The organism is Bradyrhizobium iriomotense, from assembly GCF_030160715.1.
Taxonomy (GTDB): Bacteria; Pseudomonadota; Alphaproteobacteria; order Rhizobiales; family Xanthobacteraceae; genus Bradyrhizobium; species Bradyrhizobium iriomotense.
In genome coordinates this window covers 476,369-500,802 of record NZ_BSOW01000001.1, presented here as the reverse complement: position 1 = coordinate 500,802, position 24,434 = coordinate 476,369, and the positions used below count along the sequence as shown (strand labels likewise).

19 protein-coding genes are annotated in these 24,434 nt (G+C 64.9%); 2 read left to right on the top strand and 17 right to left on the bottom strand.

The features are described 5' to 3' along the window. The first annotated feature begins 25 nt into the window (after positions 1-25). Positions 26-4,291: an autotransporter domain-containing protein gene (locus QQL28_RS02265; RefSeq protein ID WP_284260519.1), complete on the top strand. Its 4,266-nt coding sequence runs from the start codon at positions 26-28 to the stop codon at positions 4,289-4,291. A 190-nt stretch (positions 4,292-4,481) separates the two neighbouring features. On the opposite strand, the gene QQL28_RS02260 is transcribed toward QQL28_RS02265, so the two are convergent. The 13 genes from QQL28_RS02260 to QQL28_RS02200 all read right to left on the bottom strand — a co-directional run bounded on the left by QQL28_RS02260 (position 4,482) and on the right by QQL28_RS02200 (position 19,556). Continuing rightward, a complete protein-coding gene (locus QQL28_RS02260) occupies positions 4,482-5,594 on the bottom strand; it encodes a polyamine ABC transporter substrate-binding protein (protein WP_284260517.1) in 1,113 nt (370 codons plus the stop codon). 7 nt (positions 5,595-5,601) lie between these two features. Next, positions 5,602-6,783 carry an aminotransferase gene (locus tag QQL28_RS02255; RefSeq protein ID WP_284260515.1) on the bottom strand — a complete coding sequence of 394 codons (1,182 nt, stop codon included), beginning with the start codon at positions 6,781-6,783 and terminating at the stop codon, positions 5,602-5,604. 8 nt (positions 6,784-6,791) lie between these two features. Beyond that, positions 6,792-7,118 (bottom strand): rhodanese-like domain-containing protein, encoded by a 327-nt coding sequence (locus QQL28_RS02250; protein WP_284260512.1) that lies wholly within the window; start codon positions 7,116-7,118, stop codon positions 6,792-6,794. Between the two features lie 324 nt (positions 7,119-7,442). After that, the gene (locus QQL28_RS02245) at positions 7,443-9,371 is read right to left on the bottom strand and encodes a potassium transporter Kup (protein WP_284260510.1); all 1,929 of its coding nucleotides are present in this window, start codon (positions 9,369-9,371) and stop codon (positions 7,443-7,445) included. Positions 9,372-9,513: 142 nt separating this feature from the next. Further along, on the bottom strand, positions 9,514-11,412 hold the full coding sequence (locus tag QQL28_RS02240) for a potassium transporter Kup (RefSeq protein ID WP_284260508.1): 1,899 nt from the start codon (positions 11,410-11,412) through the stop codon (positions 9,514-9,516). A 170-nt stretch (positions 11,413-11,582) separates the two neighbouring features. After that, complete coding sequence (locus QQL28_RS02235; protein ID WP_284260506.1) at positions 11,583-12,413, bottom strand: OmpA/MotB family protein; 831 nt, start codon at positions 12,411-12,413, stop codon at positions 11,583-11,585. 22 nt (positions 12,414-12,435) lie between these two features. After that, positions 12,436-13,209, bottom strand: coding sequence for a motility protein A (locus tag QQL28_RS02230; RefSeq protein WP_284260504.1), 774 nt, complete (start codon positions 13,207-13,209; stop codon positions 12,436-12,438). 218 nt (positions 13,210-13,427) lie between these two features. Continuing rightward, positions 13,428-14,252 carry an SDR family NAD(P)-dependent oxidoreductase gene (locus QQL28_RS02225; protein WP_284260502.1) on the bottom strand — a complete coding sequence of 275 codons (825 nt, stop codon included), beginning with the start codon at positions 14,250-14,252 and terminating at the stop codon, positions 13,428-13,430. Between the two features lie 15 nt (positions 14,253-14,267). After that, entirely contained in the window at positions 14,268-14,987 is a 720-nt protein-coding gene (locus tag QQL28_RS02220) for an RraA family protein (protein WP_284260500.1), read from the bottom strand. 96 nt (positions 14,988-15,083) lie between these two features. Further along, positions 15,084-15,812, bottom strand: a complete 729-nt coding sequence (locus tag QQL28_RS02215) for a hypothetical protein (RefSeq protein WP_284260498.1) — start codon at positions 15,810-15,812, stop codon at positions 15,084-15,086. Between the two features lie 35 nt (positions 15,813-15,847). Continuing rightward, a complete protein-coding gene (locus QQL28_RS02210) occupies positions 15,848-16,729 on the bottom strand; it encodes a CDP-alcohol phosphatidyltransferase family protein (protein ID WP_284260496.1) in 882 nt (293 codons plus the stop codon). Between the two features lie 85 nt (positions 16,730-16,814). Further along, complete coding sequence (locus QQL28_RS02205) at positions 16,815-17,519, bottom strand: phosphatidylserine decarboxylase (protein WP_284260565.1); 705 nt, start codon at positions 17,517-17,519, stop codon at positions 16,815-16,817. A gap of 78 nt (positions 17,520-17,597) precedes the next feature. Continuing rightward, positions 17,598-19,556 carry an ABCB family ABC transporter ATP-binding protein/permease gene (locus tag QQL28_RS02200; protein ID WP_284260494.1) on the bottom strand — a complete coding sequence of 653 codons (1,959 nt, stop codon included), beginning with the start codon at positions 19,554-19,556 and terminating at the stop codon, positions 17,598-17,600. A 203-nt stretch (positions 19,557-19,759) separates the two neighbouring features. On the opposite strand from QQL28_RS02200, the gene QQL28_RS02195 reads away from it, so the two are divergent. Beyond that, positions 19,760-20,365 (top strand): LOG family protein, encoded by a 606-nt coding sequence (locus QQL28_RS02195; protein WP_284260493.1) that lies wholly within the window; start codon positions 19,760-19,762, stop codon positions 20,363-20,365. A gap of 86 nt (positions 20,366-20,451) precedes the next feature. Here QQL28_RS02195 and QQL28_RS02190 read toward each other — a convergent pair whose 3' ends face one another. From QQL28_RS02190 to cysS, 4 genes are all read right to left on the bottom strand, one after another. After that, on the bottom strand, positions 20,452-20,829 hold the full coding sequence (locus QQL28_RS02190) for a VOC family protein (RefSeq protein ID WP_284260492.1): 378 nt from the start codon (positions 20,827-20,829) through the stop codon (positions 20,452-20,454). A 114-nt stretch (positions 20,830-20,943) separates the two neighbouring features. Further along, the gene (cimA, locus tag QQL28_RS02185) at positions 20,944-22,542 is read right to left on the bottom strand and encodes a citramalate synthase (RefSeq protein ID WP_284260491.1); all 1,599 of its coding nucleotides are present in this window, start codon (positions 22,540-22,542) and stop codon (positions 20,944-20,946) included. Continuing rightward, positions 22,539-23,030: a GNAT family N-acetyltransferase gene (locus QQL28_RS02180; RefSeq protein ID WP_284260490.1), complete on the bottom strand. Its 492-nt coding sequence runs from the start codon at positions 23,028-23,030 to the stop codon at positions 22,539-22,541. Before QQL28_RS02180 ends, cimA begins: the two co-directional genes overlap by 4 nt. Further along, the gene (gene cysS / locus QQL28_RS02175; protein WP_284260489.1) at positions 23,030-24,427 is read right to left on the bottom strand and encodes a cysteine--tRNA ligase; all 1,398 of its coding nucleotides are present in this window, start codon (positions 24,425-24,427) and stop codon (positions 23,030-23,032) included. Before cysS ends, QQL28_RS02180 begins: the two co-directional genes overlap by 1 nt. Positions 24,428-24,434 lie beyond the last annotated feature (7 nt).

The window sequence follows — 24,434 nt, the reverse complement described above, 5'->3', positions numbered from 1 at the left end:
ACAGGATGGGACTGATGGAACGGGTTTGAACTATACCGCCAGTGGAGGCGGCGGTGGCGGCGGCGCCGCCATCGGGCTGAGCGGCGCGAGCCTGAACAATTCCGCGACGCTGACGGGCGGAAACGGCGGCAAGGGCGGCAACGGCGGGGTCGGCAGCGACGTCGCGGGCGGCGGCGGCGGTGGCGGTGCGGGCAGCACCGCATTCACCATCACCGGCACCGGGATCATGTCGAACAGCGGCACGATCACGGGCGGCGCGGGCGGCGCCGGTGGCTCCGGCGCCATCGGCGGCAACGGTGGCGACGCGGGCAATGGCATCGTCGTGACGGCGACAGGCGTGACCATCAACAATTCGGGCGCGATCTCCGGCGGCGCCGGCGGTGCTGGCGGCGCAGCCGTCTATGACCCCTATACAGGGGGACGGGCCGGAACCGCAGGTCTCGGCGGCGCCGGCATCGTCGGCGCCGGCATGACCATCATCAACAGCGGCACCATTGCCGGCGGCACCGGCTACGGCGCCGGGGGCAATGCCATCAGCTTCACGGGCGGCGCCAACACGCTGACGTCGATCGGCGGCACGCTGAGCGGCAATCTTGGCCTTGCCGACGGCGTTGGTGCCAGCCTGACCTTCGCGCAGACCAGTGCGGACGGCGCTTCGGGCGACGTGACCATCTCCGGCATCACCGGCCTCACCGGCGGTACCACCGACGCCTCGGTCGCCATCAAGCTCGACGGCGGGCGCTCGCTCACCATCACCGGCGCCAGCACCTATAGCGGCGGCACGTCGGTGAGCGACGGATCGACGCTCATCATCGGCAACAGCAATTCGCTCGGCACCGGCACGGTGACGATGGGCGAGACGCTTGCCGGAGTCACCAAATTGGTGTTCGCCGGCGACGGCTTCACCATTGCCAACACCTTCGTCATCAACAGCGATCCCATCATCACCGTCTCGGCCGGCACCACCAACACGATCTCGGGGCCGATCAGCGGCGCCGGCGACATCGTGATCAATGGCGGCGGCACGTTGGTGCTGTCCGGCGCCAATACCTATACCGGCGGCACCACGATCTGCGGCACCACCTGCGGCACGACCGGGGGCAGCAGCGTGCTGCAGGTCGGCGTCGACACCGTCGGCACGCCGGGCGCGATCACCTCCTCGGCGATCGGCACGGGCATGCTGACCTTCGACGGCGGCACGCTGCAGGCCGGCGGCAATTACACCGTCGCCAATGCAGCGCAGATCAATGCGACGGGCGCCACGATCGATTCCAACGGATACACCTTCACCTATTCCGGCAACATCGCCGACGCTGCAGGTCAAACGGGCAGCCTGCTGCTCAAGAATGCCAATGGCACCGTGATCCTGTCCGGCACCAACACCTATTCCGGCGGCACCACGGTCGCCGGCGGCAGGGTGCGGGCGACCAACGACAACGCGTTCGGCACCGGCACGGTCACCCTGCAAAATGCCTGGTTGCAGGCCGGCGGCACAGGCGATCTGACCCTCGCCAACAACTTCAAGATCGATCAGTCAACCAGCGGCAGCATCTTCGACGCCAACGGCAAGACGCTGACGATCGCCGGTAACATCACCGACGGCACCGGCTCCGGCCGGCTGACGATCTCGGACAGTTCGTACACTCAGAGCAAGGTAGTGTTGCTCGGCACCAACACCTATACCGGCGGCACCACAATCGGCTCCGCGGCACTGGTGCTTGGCGATGCCACCCACACCGCGTCCATCATCGGTGAGGTCGTCAACAACAACAGACTCTACATCCGGAATGCCGACACCTCGGCGATCACCAGCCTGATCACGAACGGGTCCACCTACACGGAATTCTCGGGCACGACGACCGCGAGCACCATGACCGTCAGCAATAGCGGCGCCGTCTACTTCCTCAACATGAGCAGCGCCGGCAACGCTACGATCACCAACAATTACAGTACATATTTCTCCGGCAACGTGCAGTTCGGCACGATGGGAGGCACCGATACCAGCACCGCCGGCCATGCGACGATCAACAACAACGGTGGTTACACTTCCTTTTACGCGGCGACCAATGCCGGGACCTCCACCATCATCAACGACTTCGGCTCGACCTCGTTCATGGATCAGTCGTCGGCGGCCGGAGCGACGATCACGAACCGTAATGGTGGCGCGACCTATTTCGGCGGGTGTTGCGTCAACGAAAGCGTAACGGCCGGCAATGCCGTCATCACCAATAACGATGGCGGCTGGACCTATTTTCAGGGCAGCGCGACCGCGGGCAGCGCCGTCATCACCACCAACTCCGGCGGCCAAACCATCTTCTACCAGAATGCAACCGGCGGCAACGCGCAGTTCATCACCAACGGCACCGGCTATGTCGACTTCTCCGGCAGTCGCGGCACCAACGGCGACGGCCGCATCACGGCCGGCTCGATCACCGGCTCAGGTTTCTACTCCATCGGCGGCGGCAATACGCTCGTGGTCGGCAGCAACAACCTTTCGACGACGGTCAGCGGCGTGATCTCCGATTTCAATACCGCCCCATGGTGCGGTTGCGGCACGACCGGTCCGGGCAATCTGGAGAAGGTCGGCACCGGCACGCTGACCCTTTCGGGCACCAACACCTACACCGGCACCACCGTCGTCAATGGTGGCATGCTGCAAGTCGACGGCTCGATCGCATCCTCGAGCCTGACAATCGTGAATGCGGGCGGCGCCCTCTCCGGCACCGGCACCGTCGGCAATACCGTGATCGCCAGCGGCGGCATCCTGCTGGCCGGCAACGGCGCGGCGGGCTCGTCCTTGACCGTTGCAGGCAACCTCGCCTTCCAGTCGGGCGCGCTGTATCTGGTGACGGTCAATGCGAACGCTGCCTCATCGGTCAGCGTCACCGGCACGGCCACACTCGGCGGCGAGATCGGCGTGAGCATCGCCACCGGCAGCACGGTTGCGAAGCAATACACGCTGGTCTCGGCGGCCGGCGGCCGCAGCGGAACGTTCGCCAGCTTCGAGATAACAGGCGTGCCGGCCGGCCTCGCCGCGAGCCTCACCTACGATGCCGGCCATGCCTATCTGACTTTCGCGCTCGACTACGGTACCCGGACCGACCTCAACACCAACCAGAGAACGGTCGCGGCCGCACTGCAGAACTTCTTCGACGCCAATGGCGGCATCAATGCCGCCTTTGTCGGGCGCTCCGCAAACGGCCTGACGCAGCTTTCGGGCGAGGCTGCGACCGGGTCACTGCAGACCACCTTCGGCGCCATGAGCCAGTTCATGGGATTGCTGACGGACCCGTTCGCAGCCGGCCGCGATGGTGGCGCCGGCGGTGGCGCCGCTGCCGTGCCGTTCGCCGAGGAGAGCACTCCGGTCGCCGGCGCGACGCGCAGCGGCGATGCGCGCGACGCCTTCGCCAGCAAGGCGCCGCCGGCAGAGCTTGCGTTCGACCAGCGCTGGAACGTCTGGGCGGCGGGCTTCGGCGGCTCGCAGACCACCAGCGGCAACGCGGTGCTCGGCTCGGCCAATACGACGAGCAGCCTCTACGGTACCGCTATCGGCGCCGACTATAGCTTCTCACCGAATACCATCGCCGGCTTCGCACTCGCCGGCGGCGGCACCAGCTTCAGCGTCAGCGGTCTCGGCTGGGGCCGCTCGGATTTGTTCCAGGCCGGCGCCTTCCTGCGCCACACCATCGGCCCGGCCTATCTCACCGCCGCGCTCGCCTATGGCTGGCAGGATGTCACCACCGATCGCATCGTCACCGTGGCCGGCGTCGACCGTCTGCGCGCCGAGTTCAACGCCAGTGCGTGGAGCGGTCGCGTCGAAGGCGGTTATCGCGTCATTGCACCGTGGACCGGCGGCCTCGGCTTCACGCCCTACGCGGCGGGCCAGTTCACGACGTTCAACCTGCCGGCCTATGCGGAAACGGTCGTCTCCGGGAGCAATACCTTTGCGCTCGCCTACGTGGCCAAGAACGTGACCGACGCGCGCAGCGAACTCGGCCTGCGCACCGACAAATCCTTCGCCATGACGGACGGCGTCCTCACGCTGCGAGGTCGCGCCGCCTGGGCGCACGACTTCAATCCGGATCGCGTCGTCGCCGCGACGTTCCAGGCGCTCCCCGGCGCGAGCTTCGTCGTCGGCGGTGCGCGACCGGCAGCCGACTCCGCCCTCACCACCGCCTCCGCAGAGATGAAATGGCTGAACGGGTGGTCGGCGGCGGCAAGCTTCGAGGGCGAGTTCTCCAGCGTGACGCGCTCATACGCCGGCAAGGGCGCGCTGCGTTATGCGTGGTGAGCCGGTCATCGTCCGACAGCTGCGAGCCTCGCGAGGGCTGCCATGGTGCCATCATGCCAGTGATTTGCCCGACGCGTCAAGCGATTTCGGAAAAGGCGCAAGCCATCACGTCGCCCCCATCGGCTCCTTTGCATGGGGTTGTTTTTCGATTTTTTTTGTTTGAACCGTCACGAAAGCGGTTCCGGGCCCCTCACCGCCCCGTCTTCACCTTCGTCCACAGCCGGTTGATGATCCGCTGCGTCGCCGGATCGCGGGCGGTGATGACGAAGAGCTTTGAGAGCGTCGCCTCGTCCGGATAGATGTTCTTGTCGTTCAAGATTTTCGGATCGACCAGCTTCTGGCTGGCGAGATTGCCGTTGGCGTAGGACAGGAAGTCGGAGTTCTTCGCCGCAACGTCGGGGCGGTAGAGATAGTTGATGAGCTCGTAGGCCTCCGCGACGTTCTTCGCATCCGCGGGGATCGCGAGATTGTCGAAGAACATCTGCGCACCCTCCTTCGGGATCGTGTAGCCGATCTCGATGCCGCTCTTGGCTTCCGCTGCGCGGGCGCGCGCCTGCATGATGTCGCCGGACCAGCCCACCACGAAGCAGATCTCGCCGGTCGCGAGCGCGCTCAGATATTCGGACGAGTGAAACTTGCGCACGGAGGGACGAACCTTGGCGACGACATCGGCGGCCTTCTCGAGGTCGGCCTGCTTGGTCGAGTTCGGATCGAGCCCGAGATAGTTCAGCGCCGCGGGAAAAATGTCGTCGGCGGAATCGAGCATGTGGATGCCGCAGTCCTTGAACTTGGCGAGGTTCTCCGGCTTGAAGACAATGTCCCAGCTATCGATCTTCGCATCGGGTCCGAGGATCTCCCTCACCTTCTTGACGTTGTAGCCGATGCCGGTCGTCCCCCACATGTAGTTGGCGGCGAAGACGTTGCCGGGATCGTAGATCGCGAGGCGCTGCGTCACCACGGGCCATGCGTTGGCGAGATTGGGCAGCTTCGACTTGTCGAGCTTCTGGAAGATGTTCGCCTTGATCTGACGCTGGAGGAAATAGGCAGTGGGCACCACGACGTCGTAGCCGGACTTGCCGGCCATCAGGCGCGTCTCCAGCGTCTCGTTGGCGTCGAAGGTGTCGTAGACCACTTTGATGCCGGTCTCCTTGGTGAAGGCCTCAAGGACGTCCGGCGCCATGTAGTTGGACCAGTTGTAGAAGTTGACGACGCGCTCCTCCGCCCCTGCGGGAGCGGACAACAACGTCAGCGCGGCGGCGATTGCAAGACCAAGGCGAAACCCCGAGCGGCTGACGTTCGTCATCTCAAATCTACCTCTTGCGTCCGCGCACCGCGTCCGACAGCCGCTCCAGCGCGGTGTCGAGGGTCTGGTCCTTCTTGGCGAAGCAGAAGCGCACCACCGAGGTCACGGGGTCCTGCTCGTAGAAGGCCGACACGGGGATCGCCGCCACCTTGTAGTCTTTCACGATGCGCCAGCAGAACTCGGTGTCGCTCTCGTTGAGCCCGAGCGGCGACAGGTCGACGGTGAGGAAGTAGGTGCCCTGCGACTTCAGCACGGGGAAACCGAGGCTCTCCAGGCCCTTGGTCAGGCGATCCCGGCTCCGCGCCAGATCCTTGCGCATCGAGACGAAATACTCGTCCGGCTTTCCGAGGCCATAGGCGACCGCAGCCTGGAGATTGGGCGCAGTGGTGAAGGTCAGGAACTGGTGCACCTTGGCGGCGACCCGCAGCAAGGGCGGCGCGGCGCAGACGAAGCCGACCTTCCAGCCCGTCAGTGAGAAGATCTTGCCGGCCGAGCCGACCTTGATGGTGCGCTCGCGCATGCCGGGAATGGTGATCAGCGGGATGTGCTTGTGCTCGTCGAAGGTGACGTGCTCCCAGACCTCGTCGCAGATCGCGATCACATCGAACTTCTGGCAGTAGCGCGCCAGCAGTTCGAGGTCCTCGCGCGGAAAGACGACGGCGGACGGATTCAAGGGGTTGTTGAACAGGACCGCCTTGGTCTTTGAATTGAACACGCTTTTCAGCATGTCCTCGTCCAGCCGCCAGTGCGGCGGCTGGAGCCGCGCCAGCCGCGGAATGCCGCCGGCCTGGCGGATGATCGGCAGATAGGAATCATAGACCGGCTGGAAGCAGACGACCTCGTCGCCGGGCTGCACCACCGCGAGGATCGCCGAGGTCAGGGCCTCGGTGCCGCCGGAGGTCACCATGACCTCACTCATCGGGTCGAGCTTCAAGCCGTGCCAGTGCCCGTAATGCGTCGCGATCGCCTGGCGCAGCTCGGGGATGCCCATCATCGACGGGTACTGGTTGTAGCCGTTCACGGAGGCATCGGCCGCGGCGCGGCGAATGTCCTCGGGACCGGGATCGTCGGGAAAGCCCTGGCCGAGATTGATCGCGGCATTGTCGCGGGCGGCCTGCGACATCGCCTCGAAGATGGTGACGGGCAGGTCCGCGAAGACCTTGTTCAGGGACGAGCTCTTGGACGTCATCGGGGCGATCAGCCGCCGACCTTGCTCGGGAGGCCTGCGGCCTTCCAGCCAAGCATGCCGCCCGCAAGATGCTTGTCGTAGGCAAGGCCCGCAGCCTGCGCCGCGAGCGAGGCCGTCACCGAACGCTTGCCGGAGCGGCAGGCGAACACGACCTCCTTGCCCTGGGGATCGGGGATCGCCTTTGGATCGAAGGTCGAGAGCGGCACGACGACGCCGTAGGGGTAGGCCTCCGCGGCAACTTCGTTGGGCTCACGGACGTCGACGAGCAGATAGCGCCCCTCCGTCACACCCTTGGCGACCTCGTCCGGGGTCAGATCCTGCACCTGGTTTGCCACTTCATCCTCCAGAACGGCCGCGCGTTGGGCCGGGCTTCCCCGGCCGGCGGCAACCTCGCCTCTCGGCTCCACAAAATCAAGCGCTACAAAGGCTTGAGCGATACCCCGCAACTTAAAGCTAAATCGCAGCGACTTGAAGTCCGGCCTTCAGAGCCCTTCCCGAGAGACCTGCTTCACCTCTCGCCACTCGGTGTCATTCCCCGCGAAAGCGGGGAATCCAGTACGCCGCGGCTTCTCCGTATCTCTCGCCGTCTCTCGAATACTGGATCACCCGCTTCGCGGGTGATGATGGCACTGGAGACGGACAGGGCGCAGGCTCGGACGCTAGATCGTCACCTGGGTTCCGACCTCGACCACCCGACCGCTCGGGATCTGGAAATAGTCGGTGGCATCGTTCGCCGAGCGGCTCAGCGAGATGAACAGGCGATCCTGCCAGCGCGGCATGCCGGAATGGGCGGCGGGCTTCAGAGCCCTGCGCGACAGGAAGAACGAGGTCGACATGATGTCGAACTGCCAGCCGAGCTTGCGGGCAATCGCCAGCGCCTTCGGCACGTTGGGCGATTCCATGAAGCCGAACTTCAGCGTCACCTTGGAGAAGGTCGGGCTGATCTGCTCCAGCTTCACCCGCTCGACGGGATCGATGCGCGGGGTCTGCGCGGTCTCGATGGTGAGAATGACATTCTTCTCATGCAGCACTTTGTAGTGTTTCAGACTATGCATCAGCGCGGTCGGTGCGCTCAGCGGGTCAGAGGTGAGGAACACGGCCGTTCCTGGCACTCGCTGCGGCGGCCGCTTCTCCAGCATCGCCACGAGGTCGGCGAGCGGGAACTCGAGCTTGCGCGACTTCTCGAACAGGAGCCGGCTACCGCGCCGCCACGTGTACATCAGGATGATCATCAGCGCGCCGAGCGCCAGCGGCACCCAGCCGCCCTCGAACACCTTGAGCAGGTTCGCCGCCAGGAAAGTCAGGTCGAGGCAGAGGAACGGTGCGATCAGCGCCGCGGCGGCAAGAGGCGACCACCTCCATGCCTTCCAGATCACCACAAAGCCCATCAACCCCGTGACCACCATGGTGCCGGTGACAGCGATGCCATAGGCCGACGCGAGCGCGCTGGACGAACGGAACAAGAGCACCATCAGGATCACGGCAACCAACAACAGCTGGTTGATGCGCGGGATGAAGATCTGGCCGGAATGGGCCTCGGACGTATGGCGAATTTCAAAGCGCGGTAGAAGCCCGAGCTGGATCGCCTGGCGGGTGAGCGAGTAGGCGCCGGTGATGACGGCCTGGCTGGCGATCACGGTCGCCATGGTAGCAAGCACGACCATGCTGCCGCGGAGCCAGCCTTGCGGAAACAATTGGAAGAAGGGGCTCACGATCGCCCCGGGATCATCCAGGACGAGAGCGCCCTGCCCCAGATAATTCAGCGCCAGCGACGGCAGCACGATGAACAGCCAAGCGGTCTGGATCGGCCGCTTGCCGAAATGGCCGAGGTCGGCATAGAGCGCCTCGGCGCCGGTAACCGCCAGGAACACCGCACCCAGCGTGACGAAGCCGATGATGCCGTGGTGGAGCATGAAGGACACCGCGTAGAGCGGGTTCAGCGCGAACAGCACCTGCGGCTGCCGGATGATCGGACCGATCGCCGCGATCGCAATCACCGCGAACCACACGCACATCACCGGACCGAAGAACGCCGCAACGCGGGCCGTGCCGCGCGATTGCACGGCGAACAGGCAGACCAGGATCACCACGGTCAGCGGAACGATGTAAGGCTCGAACGTCAGCGTGACGTCCTTCATGCCTTCGATGGCTGACAGCACGGAGACCGCCGGCGTGATCACGGCATCGCCGTAGAACAGGGCGCCGGAAATGATGCCGAGCAGGACGATGGTCGCCCCGCCCGTGCCGACCGCGCGTTGGGCCAGCGCCATCAGGGCGAGCGTGCCGCCCTCGCCGTTGTTGTCGGCGCGGAGCAGGATCACGACGTATTTCAGCGTCACCACGACGACGAGCGCCCACAGGATCAGCGAGACCACGCCGAGCACGGCGACCGTCGTGGGCGCGCCTTCCGCGCCCGATGCCGCCGTCACAGCCTCGCGGAACGCGTAGAGCGGGCTGGTGCCGATATCGCCATAGACGACGCCGATGCTGCCAAGTGTCAGCGCGCCGAAACCAGCGGTGGTGTGGGCATCCGCATGCCCATTGGCCGCCACCGTTTCCGGGGCGGGAACTGCGACTTCACTCGTCATGGGAGAGACTATTGGCCTCTGAGAATGCTTCACTGCACAATGGCGGCAGGGCGCGCGGGCTTATAGTCCTGCGCTACCGGCATAGCCTAGCGCGATTTTGGGCCTTTGCCATGCAAAAATCGCATACGTCCGCCGATTTCGGTCAGATAGTGACTTGGGTGCCGACTTCAACCACCCGTCCGGTCGGAATCTGGAAGTAATCGGTGGCGTCGTTGGCGGACCGGCTGAGTGCGATGAACATGTGGTCCTGCCACAGCGGCATGCCCGACTGTGCCGAGGCCTTCAGCGACCGGCGCGACACGAAGAACGACGTCGACATGATGTCGAACTGCCAGCCCTGCTTGCGCGCGATCGCGAGCGCCTTGGGAACATTCGGCTGTTCCATGAAGCCGAAGCGCAGTCGCACCTTGGAGAACTTGTCGCTGATCTTCTCCATGCGGAACCGCTCGGAGAGATCGACCCGCGGCGTGTGCGCGGTCTCGATGGTCAGGATCACGTTGTGCTCGTGCAGCACCTTGTTGTGCTTGAGATTGTGCAGCAGTGCGGTCGGCACGAACGCGGGATCGCTGGTGAGGAACACCGCAGTGCCCTTGACGATGTGCGGCGGCCGCTTCTCCAGGCTCCGGATCAGGTCGTCCAGTGGCACCTCGATGCGGCGGGTCTTCTGGAGCAGAATTCCCGTACCCCGCCGCCAGGTCCAGATCATCGCCACCATGGCAGCGCCGAACAGCAGCGGCACCCAGGCGCCCTCGAGCAGCTTCAAGAGATTGGCGCTGAAGAAGGTCATGTCGACCACGACGAAGGGCAGGATCACCGCGGCGGCCGTCGCGGCGCGCCAGTTCCACAGCTTCCAGATCACGATGAAGCCCATGATGCCGTCGGCGACCATGGTGGTGGAGACCGCGATGCCGTAGGCCGAGGCGAGACCGCTGGGGGTGCGGAACAACAAGACCAGCAGCATCACGCCGATCAGGAGCAACCGGTTCACACGCGGCAGATAGATCTGGCCGGCGTGGCTTTCGGAGGTGTAGCGGACCTCGAAGCGCGGCAAGAGACCGAGTTGCACGGCCTGATAGACCAGCGAATAAGCGCCGGTGATCACCGCCTGGCTCGCGATCACGGTGGCGGCCGTCGCAAGTCCGACCAGCGGCAGCACCAGTCGCTCCGGCACCATGCGATAGAAGGAGTGTTCGATCGCGCTGGGATCAGACAGCACCAGCGCGCCCTGCCCGAAATAGTTGATCAGCAGCGAGGGCAGCACGAAGAACATCCAGGCCGACTGGATCGGCTTGCGGCCGAAATGGCCGAGATCGGCATAAAGCGCCTCGCCGCCGGTCACCGCCAGGAAGACAGCGCCGAGCGTCACGAGACCGATCGTGCCGTGCGACAAAAGGAATTGCAGCGCGTAATAGGGATTGATCGCAGCCAGCACCGACGGATCGTCGGCGATGTGGACGATGCCCATCACCGCAAGGCAGGCGAACCAGACCACCATCACCGGCCCGAAGGCGGAGGCGACGAGCGCAGTGCCCTTGCTCTGGACCGCGAATAGCAGCGCCAGGATCAGGACCGTGAGCGGCACGACGTAATGCTCGAAAGCGGGCGTCGCGAGCTTGAGACCCTCGACCGCCGACAGCACCGAGATCGCCGGCGTGATCATGGAATCGCCGATGAACATCGAGGCGCCGACGACGCCGAGCGCGAGCAGGAACCAGCTTCGACGCCCGAGCGCGCGCTGGCCGAGCGCCATCAGCGAAAGCGTTCCGCCTTCCCCGTTGTTGTCGGCGCGCAGCAGCAGCAGGACGTATTTGGCGGTGACGACGATCAGGAGCGCCCACAGGATCAGCGAGAGCACGCCGAGCACGATGACCCGCGAGACCGGCTCGCCATGGGCCGCGCCCCTGACGGCCTCGTGGAAGGCGTAGAGCGGCGAGGTGCCGATATCGCCGAAGACGACGCCGATGCTTCCGAGCGTCAGGGCCCAAAAGCCCGCATGGGCCGTGGTTTCCTGGCCTTCGGTCGTGGTGATGCTCGCCGTCATGAAGGTGGAAAACGCTTTTTCCCTGGAATTGATCCGGCGCCTTTTGACGCTTCCTGCGCGCCTGTCAATCGCCCCAGCATAGCAGGCGCCGGTGCGGATGCTGTGACGGCGCAGCCATGTTCATCGCCAGCGCGACGACATGCCTCAGGTAGGATGGTAGCGCAAGGGATTTAGGGCTTCAGATTCGGCGGCAGCGGCGGATCTTCGCGCATCAGGGTGATGGTCACGCGGCGATTGGCGGCGAGCGACGGATCGTCAGGAAACAGCGGCTGGGTGTCCGCCTTGCCGGAGACGGCGAAGATGTGCGAGGGCGGCAGCCCTTCACGCTCGAGGATCTGGCGCACGGCATTGGCACGGTCGGCCGAGAGATCGAAGGCGCCGTAGTCGCTGCGGTTCGGCACGAAGCCCGCGGCGGTATGGCCGACGATGGAGACGCGCAGCGGCGTCGCCTTGAGCGGGATCGCCAGCTTCTCGATCAGGCGGCGGGTGCGGTCATAGGGCACCTTGGAGCCGTCCGCGAACATCGAGCGGCCGTCCTGGTCGACGATCTCGAGATTGAGGCCCTGCTTGGTCTCCTCGAACATGATGTGCTTGGACATCTCGGTGAGCTCGGGCAGGTCCTGAAGCGCCTGGCGGAGCGAGGCCGCGGCAAGCGCGAAGTCGCGATCGACCTTGATCTTCGCGCCCGAGGTGCGGTCGCGATCCTGCTGATCCGGGGTCGGCGTGTTGGAGGAATCCTCGGGCTGAATGTGATCGACGTTCTTCAGCTTGGGACGCGTCGGCAGGCCGTCGGATTCGATGATGCCGGCATAGCGCGCCTCGCTCTGGATGCCGAAGGCGTCGCGCATGGAGCCTGCGACGATCTTGAGCTTGTTGGCGTCCTGCGTGGAGAACGCGACGAGCATGACGAAGAAGCTCATCATCAGGCCCATCAGGTCGGCGAAGGTCACGAACCAGCCGTGACCGCCTCCATGTGCATCGCCGCGCTTCTTCTTGGCCATGTCCTAAACCCGGCGTGGCTGATCAGGCCGGCACCGGCTCGCCCTCGGCATGACGATGCTTCTCGGGCAGGTAAGCCAGCAGCATTTCGCGCACCAGGGTCGGGCTCTTGGAGTCGCGGATCATCAGGATGCCGTCGATGATCAGCGTGCGGTTGGTCTCCTCGTCGAGCAGCTTGCCGTGCAGCTTGTCGGCGATCGGCAGACAGAACAGGTTCGCGACCAGCGCGCCGTAGAGCGTGGCGAGCAGCGCGGTCGCCATGAACGGGCCGAGCTTGGAGGGGTCGGTCATGTTGGCGAACATCTGCACCATGCCGATCAGGGTGCCGATCATGCCGAAGGCCGGGGCGCAGTCGCCGATGGCGCGGTAGATCTTGCTGCCCTCGTCCAGGTGCATGAGGAAGTTGTCGCGATCGCGCTCGAGATTGTCGCGGATGAAGTCGAGGTCGTAGCCGTCGGCGACGTAGCGGATGCCCTTGGCGAGGAACGGCTCGTCGGTCTCGACCTTTTCCAGGCCGACCGGGCCCTGCTTGCGGGCGATCTCGGCGATGCGGGCGAGCTCGTCGACGAGATCATGCGCCGACAGCCGGCTCATGGTGAAGGCGAACTTGGCGCCGAGCGGCAGGCCGTGGAGCAGCGCGCTGAGCGGAAAGCGGATCATGGTGGCTGAGACCGAGCCGCCGAAGATGATGATCATCGCATGCTCGGAGATGAACATGTGGAGGTCGCCACCCATGATCATCATCACCGAGATGACGATGAGGCCGGCCACGAGCCCAACGCCCGTCATGATATCCATGGGAGACTCCAACCCGCACGCCACACACCGGCCGTCCTGGCCGGCGGCGCGGCCCAACCCCGAACCGCGTGGAGGAACCCTAGAGAGCTGCCATTAAAGACGCGTAAAGGTTAAGTGCGGCCTGCCTCGATCCGGCCACATCGCGGGCCTCGTCGCGCGGGCGAATTGCCGCGGCGCGGCGGCAGTCGCAACGATTTGCTAACCATGATCGGCTGGTGCTAGCCCGAAAGCCCCGTCAGCTCCAGGCTGAGCGCGCGCAGGCGCTTGCGTGCCTCGGCGTCATAGGCCTGCGGATTGGCGCGCGCCTCATTCATGCCGTTGAAGAACAGGCCGCTCCTGCCCGCGACATCGTCGCCGCTCACGAGGTGCAGGATCGCGTCACCGCCCTGCTCCACCGTCGACATCGGCGTAATGCCGCCGGCGCGCACCATGGTGGTGTTCATGTAGGTCGCCGGATGCAGGGAGTTCACGGTGATGCCCCTGTGCTTCGCCTCCTCCGCGAAATCGATGGTGAACATGATCTGCGCGAGCTTGCTCTGCGCATAGGCGCGCGAGCCGCTGTACCCCCTGGTGATCATGACGTCGTCGAAATCGATCGGATGCTGGCCGAGCGAGGCGACGTTGACGATGCGCGACGGCGCCGCCGCGTTCAACAGCGGCAGCAGGAGATGGGCGAGCAGGAAGCCCGAGAGATAGTTCACTGCGAAGCGGAGTTCGTGGCCGTCGGGGCTTTCCTGGCGCTGCGGCCCGCCGTTCTGCGAGCCGATGCCGGCATTGCTGACGAAGACGTCAAGGCGCTTATGATCGCGTATGACGGCGGCGGCGAGCTCGATCGTGCCCGCCCTCGACGACAGGTCGGCCTGGTAGAAGGTCGGCGCAGCATGGCCGGCCTTCACGATCTCGTCGATCAGCGTTTTCGCACGCGCGGCGTCGCGGCCGTGGATCAGGACGCGCGCGCCCTCGGCGGCGAGACGGCCTGCAACGTAGCGGCCGACGCCGTCGGTCGATCCCGTGATCAGGACCGTCTTGCCGCGCATGTCCATGGCGCTCACTCCATACTAATGAATCTCCGCCGAGCGCTTCAGTGCGGCCTTCAGCTTCTCCAGCGAGAAGTCGGGGCTGCGCGCGATCTCGAGGATCGGCGTCTCGCGGCGGCCGCAGAGCTCCGCGGCCTCGGGCAGTTTTGCCGCGACGTCGAGCGGGATCACGATCGCGCCGTGCTGGTCGGCATGGATCAAATCGTCGGACTTCACAGTCATGCCGGCGACCCGCACCTCGCCGCCGAAACTCTCCGCATGCACCCAGGCATGCGACGGACCGATCGAGCCGGCGAGCGCCTGGAAACCCGGTGCCCATTGCGGGATGTCACGGATGGAGCCGTCGGTGATGAGCCCGAGGCAGCCTAGCGCCTTGTGCACGTTGCTCTGGACCTCGCCCCAGAACGCGCCGTAGCCGACATCGGCGCCGTCGATGTCCTGGATCACGGAGATGCGCGGCCCGTGGCCGGTGCCGACATATTCATAGTATTCGATACGGCGCTTGGCCTGCTCTTCGGCAGGGAGCGAGGATTTCAGCACCGAGCGGATCGCGACCGTGCGCGCATAGCCGACGATCGGCGGCAGATCGGGGAACGGGCAGACCAGCGGCTTGGTGGTGAAGCCGATGAGCCGCCGCTCGGGCGCGACGATCTCCATGGCGTTGCAGATCGTGGGCGTGTCGTAGCGGCCGAGCGCTTCGAGGACGGATGCAGGCAGCGGCCCGGTTGCTGATGTCGTCACGGCGTTCTCTCCCCTGTTTGCCACGGCTGTTCGCAAAGCGCCGCAGAACCAAAGGCGATATAGCCGAGATCGAGCGTCAACCCAACGCGCGCGCCTTCATGGCAGATATCCATGAGAGCCGCCCCGCGCTGGCCAGCTAGCTTGCCCCCAGCTCGGCAACTTCGCCTGCGTCAATGGTACCATGGACGGAAGGCTGAACAGTGCGGACATCGCCTGCTTGTCCTTGAGATAAAGCACCAAGGCCTTATCGTCCGCGACCTGTTTGACAAAGTAGATCTCCTCGATCCCCTCAATCAGCTTCCTGTAGTTGGTTCCATCAGCCGCGACCGCAGCAAGAGAAACGAGATCATTCCCGCTCAGTCGCTTGTCACCATTTGTATCCCCGTCGACGACGACATAGAACGCGCCTACGGCCACGGCCGTTCGCGCTTCATCCGCCCTGTTGAACATCCAATGGCTGCCGAGGATGAGTTGACCCGCGCCCTCGAACAGCCACCGGCTCTCGTTCGTGAAACTGTTCACGAACAGGAGGTTGACGACGTTGTTATCTGACCATTTCCCGCCGTAGGATTGCTTGCGGTACAGCGAAACCTCGACGAAGGGTGTGCCGGCAATCGCGCCCGGCGTTCCCAGCGAGAACTCGTTTGAGACAGCGTCCTGCTCGCCAACGTTGACGACGTTGGTGACCCGGCGAGGTCGCATGTGGTCGTAGGCGATTGTGCCAACAACTATAAGGCCGGACAGGACAAGAAGAACTGCAACCGTCGCAATTGCGAGCGCATTGAACCGCCAGACCCTTCGGAAGAAGCGATCACTCCGTCCCACAAGCATTTCCTTCACGGCAGATAAGCGAGTGTCGCTTAATGCAGCCGCTCGGGCCGGTCGTCGTGCGGAGGTTCCGGCAGGTTCGGCGATAGCGACGGCGCTGGACCGGACGGCGCGACGCCGACCGGCGCGGGTGATGCAGCGGCGTATGCACGCGCCTGCTTCTGATAGGACTTCCAGCCCAACGGCAGGGCCAGCAGATACAGAACCGAGCCGGCCAGTAGGATGTGCCAGGGATAGCTGATCAGAAGCGCGATGAAGAAGATGACGCCGACGATCACCGGCAGCACCAGCTCCGGTGGCACACGCATGCGCGCCGTCTTGCCGGAGAATACCGGCAGCCGCGAGACCATCAGGAAGGCGATCAGCAGCGTGTAGCCGGCCGTCACCGCAGCGGGCCAGCGCCCGAGGTCGAGGAACGCCGCATAGATCGGCAGCAGCACGGTGATCGCACCGGCGGGTGCCGGGATTCCGGTGAAGTAGTTCGAGGCAAAGGGCGGCTTGTTGGGATCATCCAAAGTGGCGTTGAAACGCGCGAGCCGCAAGCCGCCGGAGATCGCGAACACCATGGCCGCGATCCACCCCGCATTGCGCAGCTCGTGGAGCTGCCAGAAATACAGCATCAGGCCGGGCGCCACGCCGAAATTGACGAAGTCGGCGAGGCTGTCGAGCTCGGCGCCGAATTTCGACTGACCCTTGATCAGCCGCGCGATGCGGCCGTCGATGCCGTCGAGGGCCGCGGCGAACACGATCGCATAGACCGCAAGGGTCATCCGCCCTTCGATCGACAGCCGAATCGAGGTCAATCCGGCGCAGATCGCCAGCAGTGTGATGACGTTGGGCACCAGCATCCGCACCGGAATCGGGCGGAACCGCCGGCGGCGTATGTCAGGGTTCTTGAAGTCGTAGGGCGTCATGGCTTTGACCTCGCTTCAGCCTGATATAGCAAGCCGCCCCGCCTCCCGCCAATGCGCTAGCAGCGACCTTTCGCCGATGTCATAGTTAACTGGCGCGGTAGGACCGGCCGGTGTCGTCGGCGACGATATCGGCCAAAACCGTCTCGCCGGCGATCGCAGTCTGGCCTTCCGAGACCAGCGCCCTTGTGCCGAGCGGCAGATAGACGTCGAGCCGCGAGCCGAAGCGGATCAGGCCGAACCGCTCGCCGGCGCCGATCGACTGGCCCTCCTTGACGAAGCAGACGATGCGCTTGGCCACGAGGCCGGCGATCTGGATGACGCCGATCCGCCCCTGCGCCGAGGAGATCACCAGCGAATTGCGCTCGTTGTCCTCGCTCGCCTTGTCGAGCTCGGCATTGATGAACAGGCCGGGCCGGTAGGCGATGCGGTCGATCCGCCCGGCGATCGGGGCGCGGTTCACGTGGCAGTTGAACACGCTCATGAAGATCGAGACCCGCGGCAGCGGCTTATCGCCGAGCCCGAGCTCGGCCGGCGGCAGCGCCATCGTGATCATCGAGACGCGCCCGTCGGCCGGCGACACCACGAGCCCCTCGCGCACCGGCGTCACCCTGACGGGGTCGCGGAAGAACAGCGCGCACCACACCGTGAGCACGGTGCCGATCCACCCCAGGGGCGACCAGAGCCAGAACAGGAAGAGGCTCACCAGCGCAAAAATGCCGATGAAGGGATAGCCCTCCTTGTGGATCGGCGGGATCTGCCGTTGGATCGAATCGAGAATGGACATCGCTATCTGCCGCCTGGGGTTGAGGACGCGCGGTGACCTCGCGCGCGGGAGAGGTTTAGGCCAGAGTTGGGACCGTAGACAAGGTCACTCGGCGGCCGCCGGCGTGGTGAGGACGTCATCGACCGGCGGCGGCTCGCGGTTCGGCGCCTCGGCGGCGTCGGCGATCCTGGCGAGCTTTTCGCGCGCGGCCTCCGCCTCGCGCTGCCTGTTCCACATGCTGGCATAGAGCCCGTCGAACGCCAGCAGGCTGGCGTGCGTCCCCCGCTCCGCAATCCGGCCCTGGTCCAGCACGATGATCTCGTCGGCGCCGACGATGGTCGAAAGCCGGTGCGCGATCACCAGCGAGGTGCGGTTCTTCGAGACGCGGTCGAGAGCGCCCTGGATCTCATGCTCGGTGTGGCTGTCGAGCGCCGAGGTCGCCTCGTCCAGCACCAGGATCGGCGGCGCCTTCAGCACGGTGCGCGCGATCGCCACGCGCTGCTTCTCCCCGCCGGAAAGCTTCAACCCGCGCTCGCCGACCTGGGTCTCGTAACCCTTCGGCGCCATGCGGATGAAATTGTCGATCTGCGCGAGCCGTGCCGCCTGCTCCACGTCCGCATCACTGGCGTCCCAGCGGCCGTAGCGGATGTTGTAGCGGATGGTGTCGTTGAACAGCACGGTGTCCTGCGGCACCATGCCGATGGAGGCGCGTAAGCTGGCCTGCGTGACGTCGCGGATGTCCTGGCCGTCGATCAGGATCTTGCCGCCGGAGACGTCGTAGAGGCGGAACAGGAGCCGCGAGATCGTCGACTTGCCCGCCCCTGACGGTCCGACGATCGCGACCGTCTTGCCGGCCGGCACCTCGAAGCTGATGCCTTTGAGGATCGGCCGCGCCGCCTCATAGGCAAAGCGCACGTCCTCGAAGCGCACCGAGCCTGCGGACACCACCAGGGGCCTTGCGTCCGGCGCGTCCTTGATCTCGGCCTCGCGCGACAGCACGTTGAACATCTTCTCGATGTCGATGATCGCCTGCTTGATCTCGCGATAGACCATGCCCATGAAGTTCAGCGGCTGGTAAAGCTGGATCATCATGGCGTTGACCAGCACGAAATCGCCGACCGTGTTGCGCCCGCTTCGCACGCCGATCGCGCACATCAGCATGGTCGCGGTGAGCCCGAGCGTGAAGATCACGGCCTGGCCGGTGTTGAGCACGGCGAGCGAAGTATAGGTGTGGACGCTCGCCTCCTCGTAGCGTGCGACCGAACGGTCGTAGCGCTGCGCCTCGCGCGCCTCGGCGCCGAAATATTTCACGGTCTCGTAATTGAGCAGCGAGTCGATCGCCTTGGTATTCGCCTCGGTGTCGGAATCGTTCATCTTGCGGCGGATGCCGATCCGCCATTCGGTGGCGATGTAGGTGTAGTACATGTAGATCACGACGGTGATCAGGGTCGCGAACACGTAGCGCCAGTCGAACTGCCAGAACAGCACGGCCATCAGCAGCGACACCTCGACGATGGTCGGGATGAGCTGGAGGATCACCATGCGCACGATCACCTCGATACCCTCGCGGCCGCGCTCGAGCACACGCGTCAGCCCGCCGGTCTTGCGCTCGAGGTGAAAGCGCAGCGACAATTCGTGCATGTGGATGAAGGTGATCGTGGCGAGCTTGCGCACCGCGTGCATGGCGACGCGGGCAAAGATGCCGTCGCGCCACTGCGTCAGCACCGCCATCAGGATGCGCGTTGCACCATAGCTTGCGGTCAGGACCAGCGGCGAAGCGATCACCCAGAGGTGCCAGTTGGACGCTTCCACGGGCGCCGTGTTCGCGCCGGTCAGCGCATCGGTCGCCCATTTGAAGGTGAATGGTACCGACAGCGTGATGAGCTTGGCGATGAGCAGCAGCACCATCGACCAGACCACGCGCATCTTCAGGTCGAAGCGGTCGCTCGGCCAGATGTAGGGCCACAGATGCGCCAGCGTTCCGGTCAGGGTCGCCCGCTCCGCGGCGTTGCGCGCGGCATCAGGGACGTCGCCGCCGGCAGGGGACGAATGAGGGTGAGCCATAGACAGCCTTGGAAAGCCCGCCGGAAACGAGCCCGTTTGCGATTAACCGTTTTCGCTTGTCATATAGAGGCTTCCCGGCGCGAACGCACCCCGCCAAGAGGTCAGTTCTTTGATTATCTGTCGCTATTTACCGGTAGATTTCCGGTAGATCCGAATCACCGATTGGGCTTGACGCCCTTTCGCTGCAATGCATCATGGGTTCAATGAGCACTATTAAAACCGTCTGTGTCTATTGCGGCTCCGGCCCAGGAACCAATCCCCGTTTCATCGAAGGCGCCAAGGCGCTCGGCAAGGCGCTCGCCGAGAACAACGTTCGCCTCGTCTATGGCGGCGGCTCGGTCGGCATGATGGGCGCGGTCGCGACCTCCGTGCTCGATCACGGCGGCACGGTCACCGGCATCATCCCTGATTTCCTCAGGATGCGCGAGAACGCGCTGACCCGCGTGCAGGAGATGGTCGTCACGCCCGACATGCACGAGCGCAAGCGACTGATGTTCGAGCGCTCCGACGCCTTCGTGGCGCTGCCGGGCGGCGTCGGCACGCTGGAGGAGCTGGTCGAGCAACTCACCTGGAAGCAGCTCGGCCGTCACGCCAAGCCCGTGCTGCTCGCCAATATCGACAATTTCTGGGAACCGCTGTTCTCGCTGTTGTCGCACATGCGCCAGACGGAATTCATCCGCGCCGGCCTCAACGTCGACATCCTCAAGGCCGATCGCGTCGAGGAGATCATGCCGATGCTGAAGACGGCCGCCGCGCGGGTCGCCGAGGCGGAGAAGAACCTCGCGCCCGAGGTTGCTCGGAAGCTCTAAAGCATGGTCCGGAAAAGTGCGACGCGGTTTTCCTCGCGACAACCGCGGAACGCGTTTGCGCGGAGATCATGCTCAAACAATAACCTCTATTCGCTCGGAAACGTCACCGCCTCGATGCGGTTGCCGTCGGGATCGGTGACGAAGGCCGCATAATAGCGCACGCGGTCGTGCGGGCGGAGACCCGGCGCACCGTCGGAGGCGCCGCCCGCCGCAAGAGCTGCCGCGTGAAACGCGTCGATTTCGGCAGTCGTCTTCGCCCGCAGGCAGATGTGGACGCCACTCTCCGGCAGCACGCGCGGCATGCCGGCGCGCAAATTGATCCAGAATTCCGGATAGGCCTTGCCGAAACCGACCGTCCCCGGCCGCGTCACCAGCCGCGCCAGCCCGAGCGCTGCGAGCGTGGCCTCGTAGAATTTTGCCGAGCGCTCGAGATCGCTGACGCCGACGGAGATGTGGTCGATCATTGCTTCGTCCCTCCCCCGCGTCATTGCGAGGAGCGAAGCGACGAATCAATCCAGACTGTCACCGCGGAAAGATTCTGGATTGCTTCGCTTCGCTCGCAATGACGGCGTTCTTGGCTACGCCGGCGCGCCCGATTTCACGAGCTTGTAGATCACCGAATCCATCAACGCCTGGAACGAGGCGTCGATGATATTGGGCGATACGCCGACCGTGGTCCAGCTGTCGCCGTTCTCGTCCTCGCTCTCGATCAGAACGCGCGTGACCGCGCCGGTGCCGCCATTGAGGATACGCACGCGGTAGTCGATCAGCCTCAACCCCTCGATGTATTTCTGGTACTTGCCGAGGTCCTTGCGCAGCGCGACGTCGAGCGCATTGACGGGGCCGTTGCCTTCCGCAGCCGAGATCAGCCGCTCGCCGGCGACGTCGACCTTCACCACGGCAAGCGCAACGGTGACGCGCTCGCCGAGCGCGTTGTAGCGCTGCTCGACATTGACGTCGAACTGCTCGACCTCGAAATAGTGCGGCACCTTGCCGAGCGTGCGGCGCGCCAGCAGATCGAACGAGGCGTTGGCGGATTCATAGGCGTAGCCTTGCGCCTCGCGTTCCTTCAGCTCCTCGACCAGCCGCGTTAGCTTGGGATCGCTCTTCTCGTAAGCAATGCCGGCGCGGTCGAGCTCGGCGATGACGTTGGAGCGGCCGGCCTGGTCGGAGACCAGCACCTTGCGATGATTGCCGACGGCCTCCGGCGCCACGTGCTCATAGGTCTGCGGATCCTTCAGCACGGCGGAGGCGTGGATGCCGGTCTTGGTGACGAAGGCGCTCTCGCCGACATAGGCTGCGTGCCGGTTCGGCGCGCGGTTGAGCATGTCGTCGAGCGTGCGCGAGACCTTGACGAGGCTTGCGAGCTTCTCGTCCGTCACGCCGATCTCGAAGGTATCAGCAAATTCCTTCTTGAGCTTCAGCGTCGGGATCAGCGAACAGAGGTTGGCGTTGCCGCAGCGCTCGCCAAGCCCGTTGAGCGTGCCCTGGATCTGGCGTGCACCGGCTCGCACGGCCGCGAGCGAGTTCGCCACCGCCTGCTCGGTGTCGTTATGGGCGTGGATGCCGACGTGATCGCCGGGGATGTGCTTGATCACCTCCGTGACGATGGTCTCGACCTCGTGCGGCATGGTGCCGCCATTGGTGTCGCACAGCACCACCCAGCGTGCACCGGCCTCATAGGCCGCCTTCGCACAGGCGAGCGCGAAGGCGGCGTCTTCCTTGTAGCCGTCGAAGAAGTGCTCGCAATCGAGCATCACCTCACGGCCGGCTTTCTTCGCGGCGCTGACGCTGTCGCGGATCGAGGCGAGGTTTTCCTCTTTCGTGGTCTCGAGCGCGACGCGCACCTGGTAGGCGGAGGATTTCGCGACGAAGCAGATCGCATCGGCCTTTGCTTCCAGCAGCGCGGCTACGCCGGGGTCATTCGACACCGACCGCCCCGCGCGCCGCGTCATGCCGAAGGCGGTGAAGCGGGCCTGCGCGAGTTTTGGCCGCTCGGCGAAGAATTCGGTGTCGAGCGGGTTGGCGCCGGGATAGCCGCCCTCGACATAGTCGATGCCGAGCTCATCCAGCATCTGCGCGATGACCTGCTTGTCGGCGAGCGTGAAATCGACCCCATTGGTCTGCGCGCCATCGCGCAGCGTGGTGTCGAACAGATAGAGGCGCTCCTTGCTCATTGTGGCGCTCCGAGCGTCTTCTTCATGGTGGTGTTGGCGAGCCATTCGTCGTTGATCGTAACGCTGTTGCGCTGCTGGGCGGTGTAGCCGCGCTTGGCGAAGAAGTTTTGCGCGGTGTCGCTGGCATCGACCGTCAGGCTCGCAGCACCGCGGCCGCCGGCAAGCTTCTCCAGCGCGTCGACCAGCAGAGTCGCGATGCCCTGCCCGCTCACCGCCGGATGCACATAGAGCATGCGGATGTGATCGTTGCCGCGCAGCGAGGCAAAGCCGACCGGTGAGCTGTCGAGCGTTGCGACCAGTGTCAGGTCTGAGGCCAGCCTACGGCCGAACTCGTCGTCCTCGGCCGCCGCCATCCAGGCTTCCTGCTGCGCTTCGCTGTAGTCATCGCCGGTAAGCTCCTCGATCGCGGACGCGAAGATCGCGGCAAGCACCGGCACATCCGCGGGCAGGAACGGCCGCAGCGCGGGCTTGGGAAGTGATCGTGCCATCACGCGAGCTCCCAGGTCGTCACCGGCTTGCCGTCGGCGTCCTTGCCGTCCTTCAGCACGACGCCCTTGGCGGCGAGCTCGTCGCGGATGCGATCGGACTCCTTGAAGTCCTTTCGCGCGCGCGCGGCGGCACGCTCTGCGATCAGGCGGTCGATCTCGCTCGCATCGACGCCACTTGCCTGCCGCTTCCGTCCCTCCCACTGCGCCGCGCTTTCGGACAGGAAGCCGAGCAGCCGGAGCGAAGCGGCCAGGCCGCTTGCATCGGATGCGTTGCGCAGACCATGCAGCGCCGCGATCGTCTGCGGCGTGTTGAGGTCGTCCAGCAACGGCTCGATCACCGACGCGGCAGGCTCACCCGGCGGAACGTCCGCCGCGACGCGATACCAGTCGTCGAGCGTCTTGCCGCTCTCCTCCAGCGACTTCAAGGTCCAGTCGATCGGCGAGCGATATTGCGTCTTCAGCATGTTCAGGCGCAGCACCTCACCCGGCCAATCCGCAAGCAGGTCGCGGATGGTGATGAAGTTGCCGAGGCTCTTCGACATCTTCTCGCTCTCGACCTGGAGGAAGCCGTTGTGCATCCAGTAGTTCGCCATGCGCGACTGGTGGAACGCGCAGCAGCTCTGCGCGACCTCGTTCTCGTGATGCGGAAACACGAGATCGATGCCGCCGCCATGAATGTCGAAATGCTCGCCGAGATGCTTCCAGGCCATGGCCGAGCACTCGATGTGCCAGCCCGGACGGCCCGGCACCTTGATGCCGGCCGGCGACGGCCACGACGGCTCGCCCGGCTTGGACGGCTTCCACAGCACGAAGTCGGTGTTGCCTCGCTTATAGGGCGCGACATCGACGCGTGCGCCGGCGACCATCTCGTCCAGCGAGCGATTGGACAGCGCGCCATAGCGCGGCAGCTCGGAATTGGCAGCGTTCATGGCCTGCGGCGAGAACAGCACGTGGTCCTCGGCGACATAGGCAAAGCCGCCGGCGACGAGCCTTTCGATGATCTCGCGCATCTCGCCGATATGCTCGGTCGCGCGCGGCTCGACGCTCGGCCTGAGCGCGCCAAGCGCGTCGACGTCGGCATGAAACTGCCGGCCCGTCTCCTCGGTGACCTTGCGGATCGCCTCGTTGAGCGGCAGGCCCGGAAAATCCCGCGCGGCACGGTCGTTGATCTTGTCGTCGACGTCGGTGATGTTGCGGACGTATTTGACGTGCGCCTCGCCATAGAGATGGCGGAGCAGCCGAAACAGCACGTCGAACACGATCACCGGCCGCGCATTGCCGATATGGGCGAAATCGTAGACGGTCGGTCCGCAGACATACATGCGGACGTCCTGAGGGTTCAGCGGCACGAAGGTGCGCTTTTCCCTGGTCAGCGTGTCGTAAAGACGCAATTCCATGACAACC